The sequence below is a fragment of the Sphingomonas sp. P3_C6 genome (assembly GCF_056402595.1).
The window spans coordinates 71610-91152 of the sequence record NZ_JBFUHB010000011.1 but is presented as its reverse complement, the minus strand read 5'-3'; the positions used below and the strand labels follow the sequence as shown (position 1 = coordinate 91152).

Sequence of the window (19543 nt, the reverse complement as noted above, 5' to 3'; positions counted from 1 at the left end):
CTGGGGCCGGTTGCCGCGGCGGTGATGCTGGCTGCGTGCGGCCCGAAGGAGCCGAGTGCCATGACCCTGCCTGACCCCCCGGCACCGATCGCACGGCCGGCCGAATATGCGTTCGGCGACCACGTCGCGAGCGTCGAGGAACATCTGATCGGGCGGGTCGACCAGTCGCTGCGCGGCCGTTTCGGCAAGCCGGTCGAGGAGCATCTGGCCGCGCCCGCCGGCACCGATTTTGCGGCGATCCTGCATTGGTATGGCGAACGGGCCAAGGGCTGGCAGGCGCTGCCGGAGATAGAGGCGGTGGCGCGAGCCCGCGGCGGGCGGGGCTTCGGCTTTTCGCGCGACGGCCAGGCCTTTGTGCTGTTGTGGTTGGCGTCCGATACGGCAAAGGGGGCAAGCCCGGTCACGATCCTTCGATACGGGAAAGAGGCATAGGCCGTCGCGAGCAGCCTGCCCCAGATCACGATCGCTGAAGTGAGGCGCAGTCGCGGGTCGGACCAATGACACACCATCCGCTGCAAATAGCTTGCCGCCGGCTCGTTACATGATATGGTGTAACGTCACCATCTTAAGGGAGAACCTGATGAGCGCACGAGCCTTGACCTACCGGCGGTCCCGCGTTGCCGATCCCGAGCCGCTTTCGGCGTTGAACATCACGCCGCTGATCGACGTGCTGCTCGTCCTGATCGTGACGCTGATCCTCACCATCCCGATGATGACTCACAAGGTGCCGATCGACCTGCCCACGGGCGGGGTGCCCAGCACCGAGGTCAACACCATCCACCGCATCGACCTCAACGCCGCCGGTCAGATCTCGCTCGACGGCACCAACATGGACCTTGCGGGACTGCGCGCGCGCCTCGACGCGATCCGCGCCGATCCCAATGTGCAATTGCAGTTCAGCACCGATGGAGCGGCACGCTATGAGCGGTTCGACCAGACGCTTGCGGTGATCAAGCGGGCCGGCATCACCAAGCTCGGCTTTGTCGGCAATGAGCGGTTCCGGAATTACGACGCGGCTGAATAAGGTCGAATGAATAGGGTTGGTGGGGAACACCGGCGCGTCGCACCGCGTTGGGCGTTCCCCTTCAACCGACAAGGTCTTGATCTCATGCGGTGTCTCGTCGCGCTCCCGTTGATCCTCGCCGCCGGCTGCTCGCCCGACAAGCCCGCCACCGGCAACGCGGTGGATATCAACACCGCTGCGGTGCAGGCGCAGGGCAGCGTGGACGCCTATGCCAATGGCCAGGCGGGAGACCAGGCGGCGGCACCGGCGACAGAGCCAGCACCGGGCGCCATCGCGACGCCCGCGCCGCTGATGCCGCCCGAGCCGGGCACACCCGGTGGCCTGCCCGACGACCGGACGCCGTTGTCCGAGGCGCCCTTCACGCCCCACAGCGCGCAGGGGGCGGCCAACGTCGTCCAGACCTATTATGCGCTGCTCGGCGAGGGCAAATACCGTCAGGCCTGGGCGCTGTGGGACGATGGCGGCAAGGCGTCCGGCATGAGCGCCGAGGCGTTTGCCGCGAGCTTCGCCAAATATTCCGAATATCACGCCAATATCGGCGCGCCGGGAGATGTGGAGGCCGGTGCCGGGCAACGTTATGTGACGGTGCCGGTGCAGCTCTATGGCCGGCTGAAGCAGGGGGCGACGCCGGTTTATATGCTGGGCAGCGTCACGCTGCACCGTGTCGGGGATATCGATGGCGCCACTGCAGCGCAGAAGAGCTGGCATATCCGCAGTGCCGATTTCAAACCGAAGGCGGGCGGTAAACCCGCCGGGGACGTGGCCGCGCCGACATCCGACATCGTCACGGCGAGCTATCGCTGTGTCGACGGCAGCCGCCTCAACGTCCGTTTCGACAATGGCGCCGATACCGCGACGATCCGATCGGCCGGGAAGCTGGTCGCAGTGCTGAAGGGTCAGCGGCCGGGCTCGGGCATCTGGTATGCGGCGCGCGGTTACGAGCTGCGCGGCAAGGGCCAGGATGCGATCTTTACACAGCCCAAGCTGCCACCGCTGGCTTGCCGGTCAAACGAATAGGCATTCTGATGATCGCGGTGTCGCGGGTCCGTGCCACAACGATCATGTGGCGAAGGCACGTCGCCGGAGGGTGATTGCTGACCGGCATTTCGCGCCGTTACCTGAGCCTCGCCGACCTGACCTTCGCCTTCGCGGTGGAACGGGATGGGCAAGGCAGCACGAGTGTTTCTCAGTCCCCCACATAAGCTCCCCGGCGCGCGCGGTACATGCTAGGCCCGCCCGATCTTTTGCTGGATCCCACCCATGCCGACACTCCTGCTTCTCGTCGCCTCCAACTGCTTCATGACGATCGCCTGGTACTGGCACCTCAAGGGCGGGATGACGAAGCCGCTGATCTGGGTGATCCTGATAAGCTGGGGCATTGCGCTGTTCGAATATTGTCTGGCGGTGCCGGCCAACCGGCTCGGCTATGCTGCGGGGTGGAGCGGTGGGCAACTCAAGGTGACGCAGGAGGTGATCACGTTGCTCGTGTTCGGCGTGTTCATGGTGGCGGTGCTGGGGGAGCCGTTGAGCTGGCGGCACGCCGGCGCGTTCGTCTGCCTGATCGGGGCGGCGGCGTTCATGTTCGCCGGGCGCTGAAGCGAACGCGCCCGAGGTAAGTACATCCCTTACCAGTCGAGGGCTAAATTTGGGTTAGTCAGCGTTCAGGGCCGCGGCGAGAGCGACGAGGTCGCTGTTCTGAATCGCCTCGCCCGTCGCATCGGTCGGCGCACCTACGGCATTGGTCTGGTCGTCGGGTTTGCGGGGCTGATCATAGCCGGCGACGTCGACGGCGGTCCACAATATGCCGCCTGCCCAGATCAGCGCTGCCCATCGGCTGCGAAAGAGTTTGGCGAAGGGCATCGCCACCCACTGAGGCACCCATGGTTAAGGTGGCCCTCCCTGGACTGGTAAATGGACGCGAGTTAGTCGGGTGTCTTCACTTCGCCGCACTGGCGCTGCGCCTCGCTCGCGGCGGCAGCAATCGCGACGGCGGATTTCGACGCTGCGTCCGGTGTGAAGGAGACAGCGAGTCCGTCCGGGCCGTCCAGCATCACTTCCCCGTCCTCTGCCGTAACAGTGGTAGGGACATCATGGGCTTTTGTTGGCATAGTGAAATTACCTTTCCCGGATTAACAAAAACGCAGGCGCGACCCGGACGGTTCCGATAAGGTGTAGGGATGTACATACGAGATTTCCTGAAAACCCACCAGACTCCGAGACTTAGCGAGGCTGAGGCTGCATCGCTCGAGGCGGCGGTCGGCCGTACAACCGAGTATCGACCGAAGCAGATCATCGTACGCCAGCAGGTGCCGCTGACCCAGTGCACCCTGCTGCTCGAAGGTTTTGTTGAACGCTACAAGGATACGCCCGAGGGCAGGCGGCAGATCCTGGCGATCCATATCCCCGGCGATTTCGTCGATCTGCACAGCTATCCGCTGAAACGCCTCGAACATTCGGTCGCTGCCCTGACGTCAGTGAAGGTCGCGCTGTTCCCTCATCCGGCGATCCGCGCCCTGACCGAACAATCCCCGACGCTGACCGAATTGCTGTGGCGATCGACCCTGATCGACGCAGCGATCAACCGCGAATGGATCGTCTCGGTCGGCGCGCGCTCGGCGGCGGTGCGGCTCGCGCACCTGTTCTGCGAAATGTATATGCGGCTAGAGCGGATCGGCATGACCGATGGCATGCGCTTCGCGTTTCCGCTGACCCAGATCGATCTGGCGGATGCGACCGGCCTGACTCCGGTCCATGCCAACCGGATGCTGCGGCAGCTACGCGAGCAGGGACTGCTGGAATTCCGCTCGGGCACCGCGACGATCCTAGACTGGGCAGGACTGCGCAGCTTTGCCGAGTTCGACGCGGGCTATCTGTTTCTGGAGTGACCGTCTCCCCGTTCCCGACAGGGAGACGGAAATGGTGTCAGGCCCTTTCGCCCAGATAATGCGTCTGCGCCGCGTCGGTTGCGTTGACCGCCAGGATCGAGCGGGCGTCGCCCGGTGCGCGGGGGTGGCCCTTGCGGTCGCCGGCGGCATGGATGACGCGGTGGAGCAGTTCCTGCCCCTCGCTCCACCAGCCGATACCACTGGCCGCATTGATATGCCCCTGCGCGCCGGCATCGACGAAATGGCTGCCCCATGCCGCCGCCAGGCTGTGCGCCCGCTCGATCTCGATCCACGGGTCGTCGCGGCTGGCGACGAGGATCGACGGGAAGGGCAGGGGAGCGATCGGGGTGGGCGCGAACGCCTTCAGATCGACCTGAGCATCCGAACGATCGACATCGGCCGGCGCCACCAGCAGCGCGCCGGCCACCGGCCAGCCATAGGGCTGGCGAGTCAGTTCGGCCCACCACGCGACCGCGAGACAGCCAAGGCTGTGCGCGGCGAGGATGACGGGCGCCTGGGCCGACCTGATCGCCTGGTCGAGCTTTGTCACCCAGGCGTTGCGGTGCGGCGTGTTCCACATACCGAGTTCGACCCGGACCGTATCGGGCCGGGCGCTTTCCCACAGGCTCTGCCAGTGCGATGGGCCTGATCCGCCAAGACCGGGGACGGTCAGGATCGTGGGCTGGGCCGGGTCGTGGGGCGAAAAGCTTCCCATGATACGCACTCCTTAAAGAGGGGAGAGACGTGGCCGCGTGAAGTTCTAGGGGGACGCCGCGCGACCACGCCTCCCACCGCAAATTTATTCCTACTATTATGATAGGCAATAGGCGCTGCGACCAAATGCGCAGGCGCTGCGATGATCCGAAACGGGGCCTTATCTCGTCGCGAACCAGGCCGGTTCCACCGTGTTCCGCGGCCGCCCCGGCGGGGCTATGCCGCCGCGACTCGGCTTGGTAGGGGCATGGCATGGCCAAGTTTCGCGCCGATCAGATCCTCGTCGACCGCGGCCTTGCCGAGAGCCGGACGCGCGCGCAGGCGCTCATCATGGCGGGGCTGGTGTTCGTGGGTGATCGCAAGATCGACAAGCCGGGGCAGCAACTGGCTGGGGAGGTGGTGCTGGACGTGCGCGGCCGCGACCATCCCTGGGTGTCGCGCGGTGGCATCAAGCTGGCGCACGGCCTCGACCATTTCGGCTGGGACGTGACGGGCGCGGTGGCGATCGATGTCGGATCCTCCACCGGCGGGTTCACCGATGTGCTGCTCACGCGCGGCGCGGCGCGGGTGTATGCGGTCGACAGCGGTACGAACCAGCTCGCCTGGAAACTGCGCCAGGACGAGCGCGTGATCGTCCATGAACAGACCAGCGCGCGTATCCTGACCGCGGCGCATATACCCGAGCCGGTCGACCTGATCGTCTGCGATGCGAGCTTCATCGGTCTCGCCAAGGTGCTGGATGTGCCGCTGACGTTCGCAAAGGAAGGTGCGCGACTGCTCGCGCTGGTGAAGCCGCAGTTCGAGGCCGGGCGCGAGGAAGTGGGCAAGGGCGGCGTGGTGCGTGACCCCGCGATCCACCGGCGAGTCTGTGACGAGGTTGCGGCCTGGGTCGAATCGCGCGGCTGGCAAGTCGACGGTGTGGTGGAAAGTCCGATTACCGGCCCGGAGGGTAATATCGAATTCCTGATCGCGGCCAAACGACCTCGCGGTGACATGGCCTGAAACATGGCGGGACAGGTTCCGTTCGCAAGTGCGAAATTTAACCGAGGAATTACGCCCGCCTTATTCTATAGTAGAGCCTCACCTGTTCGCGAGGGCAATTGTTCGCGCGGGCGAGCACCATCGGCGTGCGGGACTGGAAGGGTTTGGAAGCTTGAGGGAAATCGCATCGAAACAGCAGCTCAGGCTGGCGTTCATGCGCTGGGCGGTCGTGACGGTCCCATTCATCCTGCTGCTGGGGTTCACATCGGCACGGATCGCCCCGAGCGGATCGGCCAACAGCTGGTACGCGGCACTGGTGAAGCCGGCCGAAACTCCACCCGACTGGGTTTTCCCGGTTGCCTGGACGACGATCTACATCCTGCTCGGCATCGCGCTCGCGATGATCATCCATGCGCGCGGGTCGCGGCTGCGTGGCCCGGCGATCATCCTGTTTGCGGTCCAGATGGCGGTGAACCTGGTCTGGTCGCCCTTGTTCTTCGGCATGCATCAGGTGACCTGGGCGCTGGTGACGATTGCGGCGATGTTCGTGCTTGCGTTCGCAACGACGATGCTGTTCGGACGAATCAGGTCGAGCGCGGCATGGCTGATGGTGCCGTACCTGGTATGGCTGGTCTATGCCGGGTTGCTGACCTATCGGATATCCGAGCTCAATCCTGGCGCGGAAACCCTTGTGCCGCCGTCCTCGACGTCCCAAATCATCAATCTCTAGACCGTATTTGCGAGATCATCCGATGCAATCCGACAACAAGATTTTCGACGATTTCGTGAAGTTCATGAACGGCGCGGCCGGCACGCTGGCCGGCATGGGTCGCGAAGCAGAGCAGGGCGCACGCTCGCGGGCGAAGGAATGGATCGGCGGTCTCGACTTCGTCAGCCGCGACGAGTTCGAGGCGGTCAAGGCGATGGCGGCCGCCGCGCGCGACGATGCCGATGCGCTGCGCGCACGGCTCGACGCGCTCGAGGCCAAGGCTGGCGCTGCCGCACCGAAAAAGCCCAAAGCAGGAGTCTGACGATCTTTTCCACAGTTTTTTCTACAGGTCTGTCCACCTCTGCCTTGTGCGTTCGGCAGTATCGCGGCACCACATATGGTGTCATGATGGCAACGGGAGGCATGGCGTGATGCTTGACGAAGCCGATTATGAACGCGACGACGCCGCGCCCATCGATATGCTCGAAAGCTATTTTTCGGCGCATGGCTGGGAGCATGAGCGCCAGGACGACGAGGTCATCGCCAAGGTCAAGGGCAGCTGGACTCAGTATGAGCTTCGGGCGCTGTGGCGTGACGAGGACAGCGTCATCCAGTTCCTCGCCTTCCCGGACATCCGCGTTACCGACGAACGCCGCAGCGCGATCTACGAGGCGATCGGGCTGATCAACGAGCAGCTCTGGGTCGGCCATTTCGAGCTCTGGTCGTCGAGTGGCATCCTGCTCTATCGCCATGCGGCGATGATCGAGGGCGAGGACGGCACCATGTCGCTGGGCGCGGCCGAACTGCTGGTCGAATCGGCGATCGACGAGTGCGAGCGTTTCTACCCGGTGTTCCAGTTCGTGCTGTGGGGCGGCAAGACGCCCAAGGAAGCACTTGCTGCCGCGATGACCGAGACCCAGGGCGAAGCCTGACCTTTTGACACGCGCGTTCGGGGGCTGGAAGTGACCATCGACAGGATCTGGCTGATCGGCTGCGGCAATATGGGCGGCGCCATGCTGCGGCAATGGATTGCCAGCGGCGCGATCGCGGCCGACCGGGTCTATGTGGTCAACCGGGTCGATCGCGTGCTGCCTGACGGCGTGCGCCAGTCCCGCGACCTGCCGCAGGGGCCACTGCCCGATCTGGTGATGCTCGGCATGAAGCCGCAACAGATCGACGAGATCACCAGCCGTTATGCGGATCGCCTGGCTGGCGTGCCGGTGCTGCTGTCGATCCTTGCGGGCGTGGAGAATGCCAGTCTGGCCGGCCGCTTCGACGCCGGGGCGATCGTGCGCTCGATGCCCAATCTGCCGGTCGGTATCGGCAAGGGCGTCGTCGCGCTTCATTCCGACACCGGGAGCGCCGAGACGCGCGAGGCGGTTTCTGCCCTGATGGCGCCGCTCGGGCTGGTCGAATGGATGGCGGACGAAAAGCTGTTCGACGTCGTGACCGCGCTGTCGGGGAGCGGCCCGGGCTTTCTCTACCGGGTCATCGATGCGTTGGCCGCTGGCGGCGAGGCGCTTGGCCTGCCGGCCGATCAGGCACAGCGCATGGCGGTCGCCACGGTCGAGGGGTCGGCTATGCTGGCGTCTCAGGCCGATGTTTCGCCGGGCGTGCTGGCCGATCGGGTCGCCAGTCCCGGCGGATCGACTCGCGAGGGGCTGAACGTGCTCGACCGCGACGATGCGCTGAAGGTGCTGATGCGCGAGACCCTAGCCGCGGCCACGCGGCGCAATGCCGAAATGGCGGCTGCGGCGCGCCGATCCTGAAAACTAGTCCCGCAGGCTCTCGACGCGGGGGCGCTCATGTTCGGGGATCAGGCCCTCCAGCACTGCCCAGAAACCACTGACCGCCGTTTGCCCCGCGCTGGCATAGGCCGCCGAAAGCCGCTCGCGCAGTGCCTCGAACAGCTCGTTCTCGAGTGCGCGGCCGGCATCGGTCAGGCGTAGCAAGCGCTGGCGCCGGTCGCGTTCGCCGGGGCGGGTATTGACCAGGCCACGCTCGCCAAGTTCGGTCAGCACGCGGCCGAGCGACTGCTTGGTGATGGCGAGCAGCGCGAGCAAGTCGCTGACGGTCATGTCGGGCTGCCGGGCGATGAAATAGAGCGCGCGGTGGTGCGCCCGGCCGAGGCCCTGCGCCGCCAGCCCGCGATCAATCGCACGCGTGAGGTGACTGTTGCCGAAATAGAGTAATTCCATTCCGCGGCGGAGTTCGGGCTCCCGCAGGAAAAGCGGCGAGGCGGTCGTTGACGGGGCTGCCATGTTGACCGGATTTGGCGGCTTCCCTACTAGGCTTCAACCCCGAAATTGTATCAAATTGTAAGAATGGAACCATGCTCGACACAACCACCGACGAGAGCACCGGCACTGGCCTGACCTTCACCCAGGTGCCGCATCCGGGCCGCGTGGATGTAAACGAGCGGGCACGTCTGCTGGAAAATCCCGGTTTCGGACGGGTGTTTACCGACCATATGGTGACCATCCGCTACAATGAGACCGATGGCTGGCATGATGCGCGGGTAGAGCCGCGGGCGCCGTTCCAGATGGATGCCTCCTCCGCGGTACTGCATTACGCGCAAGAGATTTTCGAGGGCATGAAGGCCTATCGCCTGACCGATGGCGGCACGGCGCTGTTCCGGCCAGAGGCCAATGCGGCGCGATTCCGCAGTTCGGCCCAGCGCATGGCGATGGCCGAGCTGCCCGAGGAGCTGTTCCTCGAGTCGATCCGCCAGCTCGTGCGGATCGATCATGACTGGATCCCGACATCGGATGGCGGATCGCTCTATCTGCGTCCGTTCATGATCGCGAGCGAGGTGTTCCTCGGGGTCAAGCCGTCGGCAGAATATCTGTACGCGGTGATCGCCTCGTCGGTCGGCGCCTATTTCAAGGGCGGCGCATCCGCTGTCACGCTCTGGGTGTCGGAAGATTATACCCGCGCCGCACCGGGCGGCACCGGCGCTGCCAAGTGCGGCGGCAACTATGCCACCAGCCTGGTCGCTCAGGCGGAGGCGATCCGTCAGGGTTGCGACCAGGTGCTGTTCCTCGACGCGGCCGAGCGCCGCTGGATCGAGGAGCTTGGCGGTATGAACATCTTCTTCGTGTTCGATGACGGCAGCATCTCCACGCCGCCGCTGACCGGTACGATCCTGCCCGGCATCACCCGCGACTCGATCCTGAAGCTGGCAAAGGACATGGGCCTGACCGCGCGGGAAGAGCCCTATTCGATTGAGCAATGCCGCGCCGATGCCGAAAGCGGCCGCCTGCGCGAGGCATTCGCCTGCGGCACCGCCGCGGTGGTCGCGCCCATCGCCCAGATGAAGATGCGTGGCGGCGACTTCACCATCGGCACCGGCGGCCCGGGCCAGACGACGTTGCGCATGCTGAACGCGCTGACCGACATCCAGCGCGGGAAGACGCCCGACCAGCATGGCTGGGTAGAGCGGCTCGACTAGGCTAGACGATCACGCCCGTTGCGGGAATCGGTTGCGATGCCTAAAGGCCTCCGCTCACCGGTTCCCGTCGGGTGGTTCTGACGGGTTCTCACTGGGGCGTCGCCAAGTGGTAAGGCAGCGGCTTTTGATGCCGCCATTCGCAGGTTCGAACCCTGCCGCCCCAGCCAGACCTCGTTTCCCGGAGGTCACTCACCGATGATATGAGCGGCGATCGAGCGTCGGTGGGGCCGGCGCCGGTGCTCGAAAAGATAGATACCCTGCCAGGTGCCGAGCGCGAGCTTGCCGTCGATTATCGGGATGGACAGCTGGACCTGGGTGAGGGCAACCCGAAGATGCGCTGGCATGTCGTCCGGCCCTTCATCGTCATGAGCGTAGCGGTTCGGATCCTCGGGCGCGATCCGCGCGAAGAAAGCTTCCAGGTCAGACCGCACCTCCGGTGCCGCATTTTCCTGGATGAGCAGGGATGCCGAGGTGTGACGGCAGAACAACGTGAGCAGTCCTTCGGCGATCCCCTGCCGGGCGACCCATTCGGCCACTGCGTCCGTGATCTCGCTCAGCCCTTGGCGCTGGGTGAGGAATTCGAATGAGTCCGTCGATTGTCGCATTGTTCGCGTCCCTCCTCTGCCATCATCGACCGCGTCATTCGTTTGGCTGGGGAGCCTCGGCGAGCCAGGTAACGACCAATGCATCGCGCCATGCCGGTTCGGCAGGATCGACCGGCCTGATCGGCGTGACGCCGTGGCGGATGCGGTGATCGTCGAGCAGGACTCCATCGCCGGGCGTGCCCAGGGTGAACTGCCCGATTCGCTCACCGTCTGCAGTGCCGATCTCCGTGACGCCGTCGGAGACGTTGCGGCGATCGACCAGCATCACGAAGACCCAGTCGACACCGTCGCGGTGAAGCCCTTCGGGTGTGGGGCGGCCCGTTTCGGCCGGTGAGGTCTCGATGCGGAACTGATGAAGCTCGACATGCCAGGCCTGATCGACCGGATGCGATCCGGCGGCCGAGATAACGGGCGTCCAGGACTTCAGTATCCCATCAAGGACGGGATTGGCGAGCGTCTCCGGCAGGACCGGCTCGAACCAGCGCTGCACGTCGCCGTTCAGCGGGTTGTAGTCGCGGCTCTGAAAATGGGGCTGGCGCGGCTTGAGGGTGACCGTGTCACCGGCAACCCGCAGGGCGGCATGCCGGCGGCGGCGGTACCGGCCGCCATCAGCCATATAGAGATCGGGGCCGAGGGTGCCCCAGGAGGCTGCGAACCTGTCCCAGGCTTGGCGGGCATCCGGCCCGAGATGGGCCAGCACTGCATCGGCGGAGAGACTGACATAGCCATTCTCGGCGAGCTTCTTTGTCAGGGTGTCGACAGATCCGGTCCGCTGGGCATGCTCGGTCAATAGAGGTCTTCTTTCTCGCGGCCTTGACCGGTGAGGACCTGGAATGGCCCGTATCGCCGGTTGCCGGAAAGCCTCCATATCGATGGATTGGGACAGGAAAGGGGCGACGACCTCGCGGTCGCCGCCCCTCCCTCGGGCCGGATCGGGTTCACGGAATGACCGGGTCGAAGACATTCCGCGATTTTTCCGGCCTAAGCTCTTGGCGGCGCCGCCGATGCAAGGAGGGAGTCGCCTGCAGCGGCGGCGCCGGGCGCCGTAACCCCCTGGTCTACGGCCGCACCCCGCTTATCGATGTCGTGCCGCTGCACCGGGTATTGTTCGGCCCGGCATAGCTGAACGATCCGTCGCCCGTGATCTGCGTGCTATTCGGGATCCTGGCGTTCACCGTCTCGGTCGTCTTGCCCGGGCTGTCATCATAGGTGACGGTGGTCGAGCCGCTGAGGCCGGACGGATCGTCCTTGCCCGACATGGTCAGGGTGATCGGGAAGCCGCCATAGGAGGTCGTGTACTGGGTGTCGGAGACCTTGCTGACCATGATGGTGAAGGTTTTGGTCTCGTTCGGGCACAGGCCGGCCTGTGACTGGCTGGTGGTGGTGGAGCGGCTGGTGATCTTCCAGGCGCCGTCGAACTTCCGCTCGATCGTCACCAGCACCGTGGCGGTTTTCGAGAAGCCATTGGCGTTCTTGCCGCGATAGGTGAACTTGTCGTCGCCGAATGCCTGGCCGGTCGGCGTATAGGTGAAGCTGCCATTATTCTGCAGCGTGACATTGCCCTTGGTCGGCCTCTCGACCAGTTCCAGGCTGTCGGCGCCGCTGACCTGCACGCTCGACGCGGTCGGCTGGCCCTGAGTAACCTTGATGGCTGCATCGTTGACCTTGGGCAGCGCGAGAGTGAGCGTTGCCTCCACCGGAAGGGGATTGCTGTCCGCCGGTGTGACGGTGAAGTTGAAGTCGATATTATCCTGGTCGGCATTCACCGCCTTGAAGCGCAAGGTCAGGACGTCTCCGCTGCCAGATGCCGCCCCGGTCACGCCGGCGGTGATCCCGCTTAGAGCGACGGTCGCGGCGGGCAGGTTTTCGTCATAGCCGCCGACGCGGTTGACCATGTTGGTCAGCGCTGCCGGCACGTAATTGTTGGCGACGGCGAGTGCGTAGAGCTTGTCGGTCGAGGATTTGATCGTGGCGGCGACGTTCGCGAGCAGCGAACGGTGCTGCTGGACCTGGAATGTCCGGGGTACATCGTTGGAGAAGCCGAGCCGCGTGGCCGCCTGCGTCGCCGTGACGTAGCGAAGGGCCCGCCCTGCCACCAAGGCATTGGTCGGCTGGTAATTATATGTCGAGAGGCGGAGCTGTTCGATGTCGAAGCAATAATCGGCGATCGCGTCGAGCGACTTCAGCACGCCCTTGTCGAATGCGAGATAAGTGAGCACCGCGCCGCCCGCGAAGATGATCGCGCCGATGCCCGTGCCGACACCCGCTGCCGCCAGCGTGGTGACCTTCGCGGCCGCGATCGTCGTGACGACGCTGTAAAGGAAGATGTCGGAGGCGTTGCTGCACTTCCGGCTGTCGGCCGCAAACGGCACCGGCCCGAAAGCCGACAGCGAGGCGGTGCTTGGAAACGGATTGGCCTGGATGAAGATGGCGGCGTTGCGCAGGTCATCGGCGGAGAAGCTGTCGATGGTGTTGATGCCGGTCTGCAGCTGGTTGATCTTCGCGGTGAGATCTGCCCGTGCCGCGGCACTCAGCGACGCGCCCGCTGAGGACAGGAAGGCCTGCGCCTCGTTCTTCCGAGTCGTCAGGAAATCAAGCACCACGGTGCGCGGATTGGTCACATCGGCGGGTGCCGATATCTGGACGGTGAAATTATAGCTGCGGCTGCCGATCGTCACCGTCATCGTCTGTGCGCCGGCCGGCACGCCGGTCGGGGTGACGAACACGAGGGTCTTGGCATCGTCGCTGCGATAGAGCGTCACGTCCTTGCCGCCCAGCTTGCCCATATAGCTGGCCTGGTCGAGCGGCAGGTTTTCGGCGAACAATGCGCCGTATTTGCCCTGGGACAGGGCGCTCGTCCCCGGAGCCTGTTTGAGCGAAACCGTGGTCGGCTGGACGCTGATCGATACGCTCGCACGGCCGGTATTGCCCGCCGCGTCGGTAGCGGTGGCAGTGCAGTTGATCGTCGTTGCTGCGGTCACGATGGGGGTAACCAGCATCGTGCCGGTCAGCGTGCCGCCCGTGCAGGTGATGGCCGGGGTCAGGCCCGTCGTGACATTGTCGGTGGCGGCGGCCGTCAGCGCGATGGTGAGGCCGCCTTCCACGGTCGCCGGTGCGGACAGGGTGACGACGGGTGCCTGGGTATCCGCGGTGGAGCCGCTGCCGCCCCCGCCGCCAGTGCCGGTGGAATCATCGCCACCGCATCCGGAAATCATGCCCAATATCATCAGGCTGGCTAAGGTACGACGCATGCTGGATTCCCCCGGTTCAATGGCACTGCCGGGCGCTCGACGGCCCGGCTGGTCAGGTCAGAAAGTGAAGCGAAGACCGGCGCTGCCGCTGTTGGTGCGGATGTTGCCGACATCGGCGCCGGATACGGCGTCATAGGGCAGGTTGCCGCCCTTGGCCTGGCGGTGGCGATAATCGACCGTCAGAGCGATATGGCTGTTGAGCCGAACCGCGACGCCCGCGCCGAGCTGCCAGCCGAAACGCGCCTTGCCCTCGCCGTCGATCTCGAACCCGGTCACACCCACGCCGCCGCCGGCATAGGGTGTGATCACGCTGCCGATCGGCAGGTCGAGCCAGATATTGGCCAGCGCCGAGAGCTGGCGGACCCGGCCGCCATTGCCGATGGTGATGGTGTTGCCGGAAAGTGCGCAGCCGCTGACTTCCAGATAGTCACAGACATCGGCGACATCGCCAGCGTCGAGCTTCACGGCAGCGCCATTGACCCTGTCGATGCTCAGCGCGCTGACCCCGTTGCGCTGATAGGCAACTTCCACGTCGGTGCGGACCATGCCGAAATCATAACCGAGCACGCCCTTGAACTCGGCCGCGCTCTTGGTGTGGATCCGTCCGTCCACACTGTCCGATGTGCCGCTTCCGCCAAAGGTGCCGCCGGTGTCGTAATACCGGATATCGGTGCTCTGCACCGCAGCGATCCCACCGGAGAGGCCGGCATAGAAACCCTTGCCGTCATCCTCGCCATCCTGGGCATAAGCCGTGGTCGAAAAGGAAGATGCGGCCATCAGGCCGGCCACTATGGTCGAGATACGCATAAGAACCCCCGGGTATTACCTGTCGATCAGCCGGTATCGTCTTGATCCGGCGCGAGACGATCCCCCGGCTTTCTCGAAGAAAGTCGTTGAAACCGCCTGTGAATTGTTGATTAGACGGAGGACTTGCCCGAACGTATCGGCCGGTTGGCCGAACCGGATGGGCGAGTGCGGGGGAACATCACCGAATGGCACTGCGCACCATGCCCGAACCCGGCGTGAAGCTGCGCCTCGAGCAGGTCGAGGAGCTTCAGGGCAAGGGCCGCACGACGATCGTGGGTATCGTGGTGATGACGACCGTGCTGGTCTTCGTCCATTCGCAGTTTGCGGCCATCGTCGATCCCGCGCTGCTGTGGAGCTGGCTCGGCTTTATGGGGGCGAGCGTCCTTTGCCTCTGCCTGCTGCTCGCGGCCTTTGCGGTACCCGCCTGGCGAGTGTCACGAACGGCGCGCTTCTGGGTGCGCTTGACCCAGATCGCGATGATGGCCTTTTGCGGCGGGATCGCGGCGAGCGTGTGGATCCTGCTGCCACCCGCCAGCAACGATCTGCGCATGTTCGCCATCTTTCTCTATGTCTGGTTCGTCGCGATGGTGATGATGGCCGGCGGCAATGGTCTTTCAGTCGTGGGATGCCTTGCTCTCATCGTCTCGCTGGCGGCGTTCGTGGTGACTCACGACCTGCCTTATGCCGTGCCGCTTGCCGCTTTCCTCGGGATGGCGGGTGCCGCGATCGTCGGCATCCGCGGCCTGATCTGGCGTGCGGCGGACGAGGCCTCGGAAGCGCGGGCGCTGACCGAGCACGCGGCTGAATCGCTCGAACGTGCGCTCGCCATCGTCCGCGCCGAACGCGACGCCAAAACGCGCTTCATCGCGGCGGCATCGCACGACCTGCAACAGCCGATCCAGGCAGCGCATCTCTTCATGGACCAGGCACTGGAGACCGCCGATCCGGTCTTGCGAGCCCGCAGCGCGCGTGGGGCGAAGAGTGCGTTCCAGTCGGTCCAGGCCCTGCTCGAGACGATGCTCGATCATCTGCGGCTCGATGCGGGTGCGGTCGTGGCCAAGATCGGAGACATCGCGATCGACCAGGTGGTGGATGCGGTCGTGCTCGAACATGGCCCGGCCGCCACATCGGCCGGCGTCAGCCTGACCCTGGTGGAGAGTCGTATCGTGGCGCGGGGCGACGGGCGCCTGCTGCAGCGCGCGTTGGGCAATCTGGTCGGCAACGCGATCCGCCATGCTCGGGGCACACGGATACTCGTCGGGGCGCGGTTGCGCGGAGGCTCGGTCGAGCTCTGGGTAATCGACAATGGGCGCGGCATCGTAGCGGGAGATGTCGAGCGGCTGTTCGAGGATTTTGCGCAAGGCTCCGACCATGGCCTGGAGGATCGCGGCGGCTTCGGTCTCGGTCTCTCTTCGGCGCGTCGGCTGATCGACCTGCAACAGGGCAGCCTGAGCTTCGACCGGCGCTGGCGGCACGGTGCCGCCTTCCTGATCAGCCTGCCTTTCGGTCACCGCATCACATCGGTGCCGATGCCGCTATCGGAGCCTGCATGCGAAGCTGCCTGATCTGCGACGACCATCAGCTCGTGCGCGAGGCGTTGGCCGGTGCGGTAGCGCGCCGCTGGCCCCATGCGACGATCGCCCAGGCAGGCAATTTCCCCGAGGCGTGGGACAAGGCAGTGGCCGCACCCGACCTGTGTCTCGCCGACCTGACCATGCCGGGTGCCGAAGAACGCACGGGTATTGCCGAATTGCGCCGCGTGGCACCGACCATGCCGGTCCTGGTGATCACCGGGTCGCATGACGACCGGCTGCTGCTCGACCTGATCGCAGACGGGGTCGCCGGTTTCGTGCCCAAGACATCGGGCACTGAAATCATCCTGGCGGCAATCGAGCTGGTACTTGCCGGCGGCCGGTACATGCCACCCCGCGTCGCCGAACTGGCTGCAGGCGCCCAGGCTGATGGGCAGGTGCCCGCCGCCCGCATGATCAGGCCGGTGGTGACGGCGCGTCAGGCGGATGTCCTGCGGCTGGTGGCGCTCGGCTATTCCAACAAGGAGATTGCGCGGGACCTCTATCTCTCACCCGCGACGGTGAAGACCCATGTCGCGCAGGCGCTGGCAGCGATCGGCGCTGCCAATCGTACGGACGCGGCAATGCGGGCAAGGGCGCTCGGGTTGATCTGAGAATACAGGTCGATCTGCATGCTCTTACCGCGCGCGGTGTCTTTCGCTGAACGGCATCACACGGCCTCCTTCTCGAGCGCGTCCTCGGCGAGCGGCAAGGTGAAGCGAAACGCGGCGCCGCCGCCGGACAGGTTCTCGCCGACCAACCTGCCGCCATGGGCCTCGACGATCCGACGGGAGATCGACAGGCCGATCCCGGTGCCGCTATCGGGCTTGGTGGTCGAGAAACGTTCATAAAGATTATCGAGGATTTCGGCAGGAATGCCCGAGCCATTGTCGCTCATCTCGATCTCGACCATTCCGTCATCGACGCGTCGGGAGGTGATCGAGATGCGCCGCTTCGCGCGGGGCAGATCGCGCAGTGCCTCGATCGCGTTGCGCAGCAGATTGACCAGCACCTGCTGCACCTGGACCCGGTCGGCGAAGATGCGTGGCGCGGCCGGGTCGAAATCGAAATCGAGGCGGATGTCGAACGGGCGGGTGCCGACCATCACCAGGTCGACCGTGTCGCGGACCAGTTCGGCCAGTGGTTCGGCATGCATGTCAACGTCGCGCTTGGCCATGAAGGCGCGCATGCGACGGATGATCTCGCCGGCACGGAGCGTCTGCTCGCCGCCGATCTTCAACAGGTCGATGATGCCGGCCGACTCGTCGCCGCGTTCTGCCATCATGCGGGCCGTGGCGACCAGATTGGAAACGGCGGCGAGCGGCTGGTTGAGTTCGTGCGCGAGGTCTGCCGCTAGCTCGCTCATCGCGCCCTGGCGCGCCAGGTGCGCCAGCTCGTTGTTGAGGTCGCTCATCCGCTCCTCGGTATCGAGCCGCTCCGAGATGTCGGTGAAGAACATGGTGACGCGCAGCTCGCCGCCCGAGCGGGATATGCCGACCTGGATCTCGGCCGGAAACACCCGCCCGTCGGCGGTCAGGCCTGTGCCCGGCACCGTCCGACCCACAGCCGTGGTGTGACCGGTCTCTACATAGTTGCGCAGCGCCGTGGCGTAGCGCTGCCCTTCTTCTTCGCTGGCGAGCATGGTGAAGTTCCGGCCGACCACGTCATGGGCCCGATATCCCCAGACCCGCTCCGCCGCACTGCTGAAGCTGTGGATGATGCCGTGTTCGTCGATCACGACCATTGCGTCGGGCACCGTCTCCAGGATCGAGCGCAGCTGCGCCTCGCTCGCCCGCAGGGCGGCTTCCCGGGTGTCGCGCTCGGTCGTGTCGAGGCAGACGCCGACGGTGCGGATCAGATTGCCCTGACCGTCATAGATGCACCGCGACGACCCCTCGATCGAGCGGGAGAGGCCATCGACCGGTCGGAGGCGGTAGCGAAAGCTGAACTTGTCGGCGCGGCTCGCAATCGCGTGAGCAATCGTATCGAGCAGGCCCTGCTCGTCTTCCGGCACGATCAGCGCGCGCCAATTTTCGAAGTCGCTGATCGCACCACTTTCGAGGCCGAGACGCTGCTCGGCGCCTGGCGACCAGTGAAGCGCCCCGCTCGCAACGTCCCACTCGAACACGCCAACCTCGTGCGCCGCGGTCGCCAGCGCGAGGCGCTGCTCGCTTTCCCTGAGCGCGGTCTCCGCACGGACCCGCTCGGTAATGTCGAGCAGTTTCAATATGATCATCGGCTCGCGATCGGGCATGTCGGCGGGCTGCTGGCGCTCGATAACATATAGCTCGGTGCCGTCACTGCGAACCTCGATCAGCTCCTGCTCATATTCGGCGCCCATGAGCATGAGGTCGGGAACCCCGTCGCCGGCGGAGCGCGTCTTCAGCAGCTCATATTTGCGCTGCCCCACGGCCTCTTCCCGCGAATAGCCGTAAAGGCGCTCGCAGCCGACCGACCAATGGGCGATCACGCCGTTCGGATAGACCAGGGCGACGTTGGACGTATCCAGCGCACGGGCGAGATAGGAGAGTTCGCCTTGCTGCCTAAGCACACGCGATGTCGCCCAGGCGATCAGGCCGGCGACGATCAGGATATTGCCCGCCGCCAGGGCGATGTCCGCGCCGGCCTCGGGCAGCAGATGGTAGCGAACCACCCAGAGGGCGGCGAGCGAGGGCAGGACAGGGAGGATGAGGATCGCGGGGATTGCCCGCCGGAACGATCGCCATTCGTCGCCGCCGCCTGCCAGCAGCGCCTGCCACCCGCGCTCCGATCTTGGAATGATCAGGGCGATGGCGATCGACAGGGCGATCAGGCTGGCGGGTAGAGAGCTGAGGAATTCGGCCGAGGCACCAGCCTGAGACGGCGAAAAAAGGATAATGACGCTGCCGGTGGCGGCGCCGAGCAGGGCAGTGCCTGCGAGCAGGATGTTGATGTCGTCGATGCGCCGGAGACGGTTTGGCGTGAGCAGGATCGAGCCAGACAGCAGCAGGAAGGAGAGGGACGCACCGATCGAGGGAAGCCCGGGATGGGGCAGGCCGTCGCGCGCGAGCTGGTGCGGGAAGAATGGCCGGTACAGGTCGAACTGAATGACGCCCAGATAGCGCAGGAAGGTCCAGGTGGCGATCACGCTCGGGACGATCGCGAAAATGGCGGCGATGCGCCTCCTTTCTTCCACGGACGCCGCCGCGGCGAGCGCAAGGAAAAGGTAACTCACCGCCGCCCAGGGACGGAGCGGGAAGCCGTTGACTCCAAATGTTTTTAGAGTCTCGTTGTCGATGACCCAACCACAAAAGGCGGTGACGTCAAGCAACAGGGCGAGGACGACAAATCCTCCGGCCACCCACCTGGTTTTCAGCATTCCCCAAATCCCGCGACTTTCATGCGGTTCACTTTGTGCGCCCCTGTCCTCCGCGATGATTACCGACCGGGAAAATCTATCGAGACCCAATAGTTCCTTTGTTTTCGCTCCTGAATCAATGGCGTCCTGGTACGTAGATATACGGAGGCGCCCAAGATAGAATCGACCGCAAGACGGGGCCAGATCC

22 protein-coding genes and 1 tRNA gene are annotated in these 19543 nt (G+C 65.0%); 14 read left to right on the top strand and 9 right to left on the bottom strand.

Annotated elements, in window-relative coordinates:
• The first annotated feature begins 60 nt into the window (after positions 1-60).
• The 4 genes from AC1DT7_RS12820 to AC1DT7_RS12805 all read left to right on the top strand — a co-directional run bounded on the left by AC1DT7_RS12820 (position 61) and on the right by AC1DT7_RS12805 (position 2620).
• Positions 61-432 (top strand): hypothetical protein, encoded by a 372-nt coding sequence (locus AC1DT7_RS12820; protein ID WP_478036337.1) that lies wholly within the window; start codon positions 61-63, stop codon positions 430-432.
• Positions 433-580: 148 nt separating this feature from the next.
• Entirely contained in the window at positions 581-1024 is a 444-nt protein-coding gene (locus AC1DT7_RS12815) for an ExbD/TolR family protein (protein WP_478036336.1), read from the top strand.
• Positions 1025-1108: 84 nt separating this feature from the next.
• Positions 1109-2041, top strand: a complete 933-nt coding sequence (locus tag AC1DT7_RS12810; RefSeq protein WP_478036335.1) for an MliC family protein — start codon at positions 1109-1111, stop codon at positions 2039-2041.
• Positions 2042-2284: 243 nt separating this feature from the next.
• Complete coding sequence (locus AC1DT7_RS12805; RefSeq protein ID WP_478036334.1) at positions 2285-2620, top strand: DMT family protein; 336 nt, start codon at positions 2285-2287, stop codon at positions 2618-2620.
• Positions 2621-2674: 54 nt separating this feature from the next.
• Here AC1DT7_RS12805 and AC1DT7_RS12800 read toward each other — a convergent pair whose 3' ends face one another.
• Positions 2675-2884, bottom strand: a complete 210-nt coding sequence (locus AC1DT7_RS12800; protein ID WP_478036333.1) for a hypothetical protein — start codon at positions 2882-2884, stop codon at positions 2675-2677.
• 62 nt (positions 2885-2946) lie between these two features.
• Positions 2947-3078 (bottom strand): hypothetical protein, encoded by a 132-nt coding sequence (locus tag AC1DT7_RS12795; RefSeq protein WP_478036332.1) that lies wholly within the window; start codon positions 3076-3078, stop codon positions 2947-2949.
• Between the two features lie 123 nt (positions 3079-3201).
• On the opposite strand from AC1DT7_RS12795, the gene AC1DT7_RS12790 reads away from it, so the two are divergent.
• Positions 3202-3909, top strand: a complete 708-nt coding sequence (locus AC1DT7_RS12790; RefSeq protein WP_478036331.1) for a Crp/Fnr family transcriptional regulator — start codon at positions 3202-3204, stop codon at positions 3907-3909.
• Between the two features lie 37 nt (positions 3910-3946).
• Here the strand turns inward: AC1DT7_RS12790 and AC1DT7_RS12785 are convergent, their stop codons facing one another.
• The gene (locus AC1DT7_RS12785) at positions 3947-4624 is read right to left on the bottom strand and encodes an RBBP9/YdeN family alpha/beta hydrolase (protein WP_478036330.1); all 678 of its coding nucleotides are present in this window, start codon (positions 4622-4624) and stop codon (positions 3947-3949) included.
• 251 nt (positions 4625-4875) lie between these two features.
• Between AC1DT7_RS12785 and AC1DT7_RS12780 the strand changes: the two genes are divergently transcribed.
• From AC1DT7_RS12780 to proC, 5 genes are all read left to right on the top strand, one after another.
• Positions 4876-5625 (top strand): TlyA family RNA methyltransferase, encoded by a 750-nt coding sequence (locus AC1DT7_RS12780; protein WP_478036329.1) that lies wholly within the window; start codon positions 4876-4878, stop codon positions 5623-5625.
• A 151-nt stretch (positions 5626-5776) separates the two neighbouring features.
• Positions 5777-6334, top strand: coding sequence for a TspO/MBR family protein (locus AC1DT7_RS12775; RefSeq protein WP_478036328.1), 558 nt, complete (start codon positions 5777-5779; stop codon positions 6332-6334).
• Positions 6335-6356: 22 nt separating this feature from the next.
• Complete coding sequence (locus AC1DT7_RS12770; protein WP_478036327.1) at positions 6357-6635, top strand: accessory factor UbiK family protein; 279 nt, start codon at positions 6357-6359, stop codon at positions 6633-6635.
• Between the two features lie 109 nt (positions 6636-6744).
• Positions 6745-7245 (top strand): type III secretion system chaperone family protein, encoded by a 501-nt coding sequence (locus AC1DT7_RS12765; RefSeq protein ID WP_478036395.1) that lies wholly within the window; start codon positions 6745-6747, stop codon positions 7243-7245.
• Between the two features lie 30 nt (positions 7246-7275).
• Positions 7276-8082, top strand: coding sequence for a pyrroline-5-carboxylate reductase (gene proC / locus AC1DT7_RS12760; protein ID WP_478036326.1), 807 nt, complete (start codon positions 7276-7278; stop codon positions 8080-8082).
• Positions 8083-8085: 3 nt separating this feature from the next.
• On the opposite strand, the gene AC1DT7_RS12755 is transcribed toward proC, so the two are convergent.
• A complete protein-coding gene (locus AC1DT7_RS12755; RefSeq protein ID WP_478036325.1) occupies positions 8086-8574 on the bottom strand; it encodes a MarR family winged helix-turn-helix transcriptional regulator in 489 nt (162 codons plus the stop codon).
• A 71-nt stretch (positions 8575-8645) separates the two neighbouring features.
• Between AC1DT7_RS12755 and AC1DT7_RS12750 the strand changes: the two genes are divergently transcribed.
• On the top strand, positions 8646-9764 hold the full coding sequence (locus AC1DT7_RS12750; RefSeq protein WP_478036324.1) for a branched-chain amino acid aminotransferase: 1119 nt from the start codon (positions 8646-8648) through the stop codon (positions 9762-9764).
• Between the two features lie 92 nt (positions 9765-9856).
• Positions 9857-9931: transfer RNA gene (locus AC1DT7_RS12745), tRNA-Gln, on the top strand.
• An 18-nt stretch (positions 9932-9949) separates the two neighbouring features.
• On the opposite strand, the gene AC1DT7_RS12740 is transcribed toward AC1DT7_RS12745, so the two are convergent.
• The 4 genes from AC1DT7_RS12740 to AC1DT7_RS12725 all read right to left on the bottom strand — a co-directional run bounded on the left by AC1DT7_RS12740 (position 9950) and on the right by AC1DT7_RS12725 (position 14427).
• Positions 9950-10369 carry a secondary thiamine-phosphate synthase enzyme YjbQ gene (locus AC1DT7_RS12740; RefSeq protein ID WP_478036323.1) on the bottom strand — a complete coding sequence of 140 codons (420 nt, stop codon included), beginning with the start codon at positions 10367-10369 and terminating at the stop codon, positions 9950-9952.
• Between the two features lie 34 nt (positions 10370-10403).
• Positions 10404-11159 (bottom strand): 2OG-Fe dioxygenase family protein, encoded by a 756-nt coding sequence (locus tag AC1DT7_RS12735; protein ID WP_478036322.1) that lies wholly within the window; start codon positions 11157-11159, stop codon positions 10404-10406.
• 268 nt (positions 11160-11427) lie between these two features.
• Positions 11428-13620 carry an Ig-like domain-containing protein gene (locus tag AC1DT7_RS12730; RefSeq protein ID WP_478036321.1) on the bottom strand — a complete coding sequence of 731 codons (2193 nt, stop codon included), beginning with the start codon at positions 13618-13620 and terminating at the stop codon, positions 11428-11430.
• 57 nt (positions 13621-13677) lie between these two features.
• Positions 13678-14427: an outer membrane protein gene (locus tag AC1DT7_RS12725; RefSeq protein WP_478036320.1), complete on the bottom strand. Its 750-nt coding sequence runs from the start codon at positions 14425-14427 to the stop codon at positions 13678-13680.
• Positions 14428-14612: 185 nt separating this feature from the next.
• On the opposite strand from AC1DT7_RS12725, the gene AC1DT7_RS12720 reads away from it, so the two are divergent.
• Together AC1DT7_RS12720 and AC1DT7_RS12715 are read left to right on the top strand one after the other, a co-directional pair.
• Complete coding sequence (locus AC1DT7_RS12720) at positions 14613-15992, top strand: sensor histidine kinase (protein WP_478036319.1); 1380 nt, start codon at positions 14613-14615, stop codon at positions 15990-15992.
• On the top strand, positions 15977-16612 hold the full coding sequence (locus AC1DT7_RS12715) for a LuxR C-terminal-related transcriptional regulator (protein WP_478036318.1): 636 nt from the start codon (positions 15977-15979) through the stop codon (positions 16610-16612). Before AC1DT7_RS12720 ends, AC1DT7_RS12715 begins: the two co-directional genes overlap by 16 nt.
• Positions 16613-16668: 56 nt before the next feature.
• On the opposite strand, the gene AC1DT7_RS12710 is transcribed toward AC1DT7_RS12715, so the two are convergent.
• Complete coding sequence (locus AC1DT7_RS12710; RefSeq protein WP_478036317.1) at positions 16669-19356, bottom strand: PAS domain S-box protein; 2688 nt, start codon at positions 19354-19356, stop codon at positions 16669-16671.
• Positions 19357-19543 lie beyond the last annotated feature (187 nt).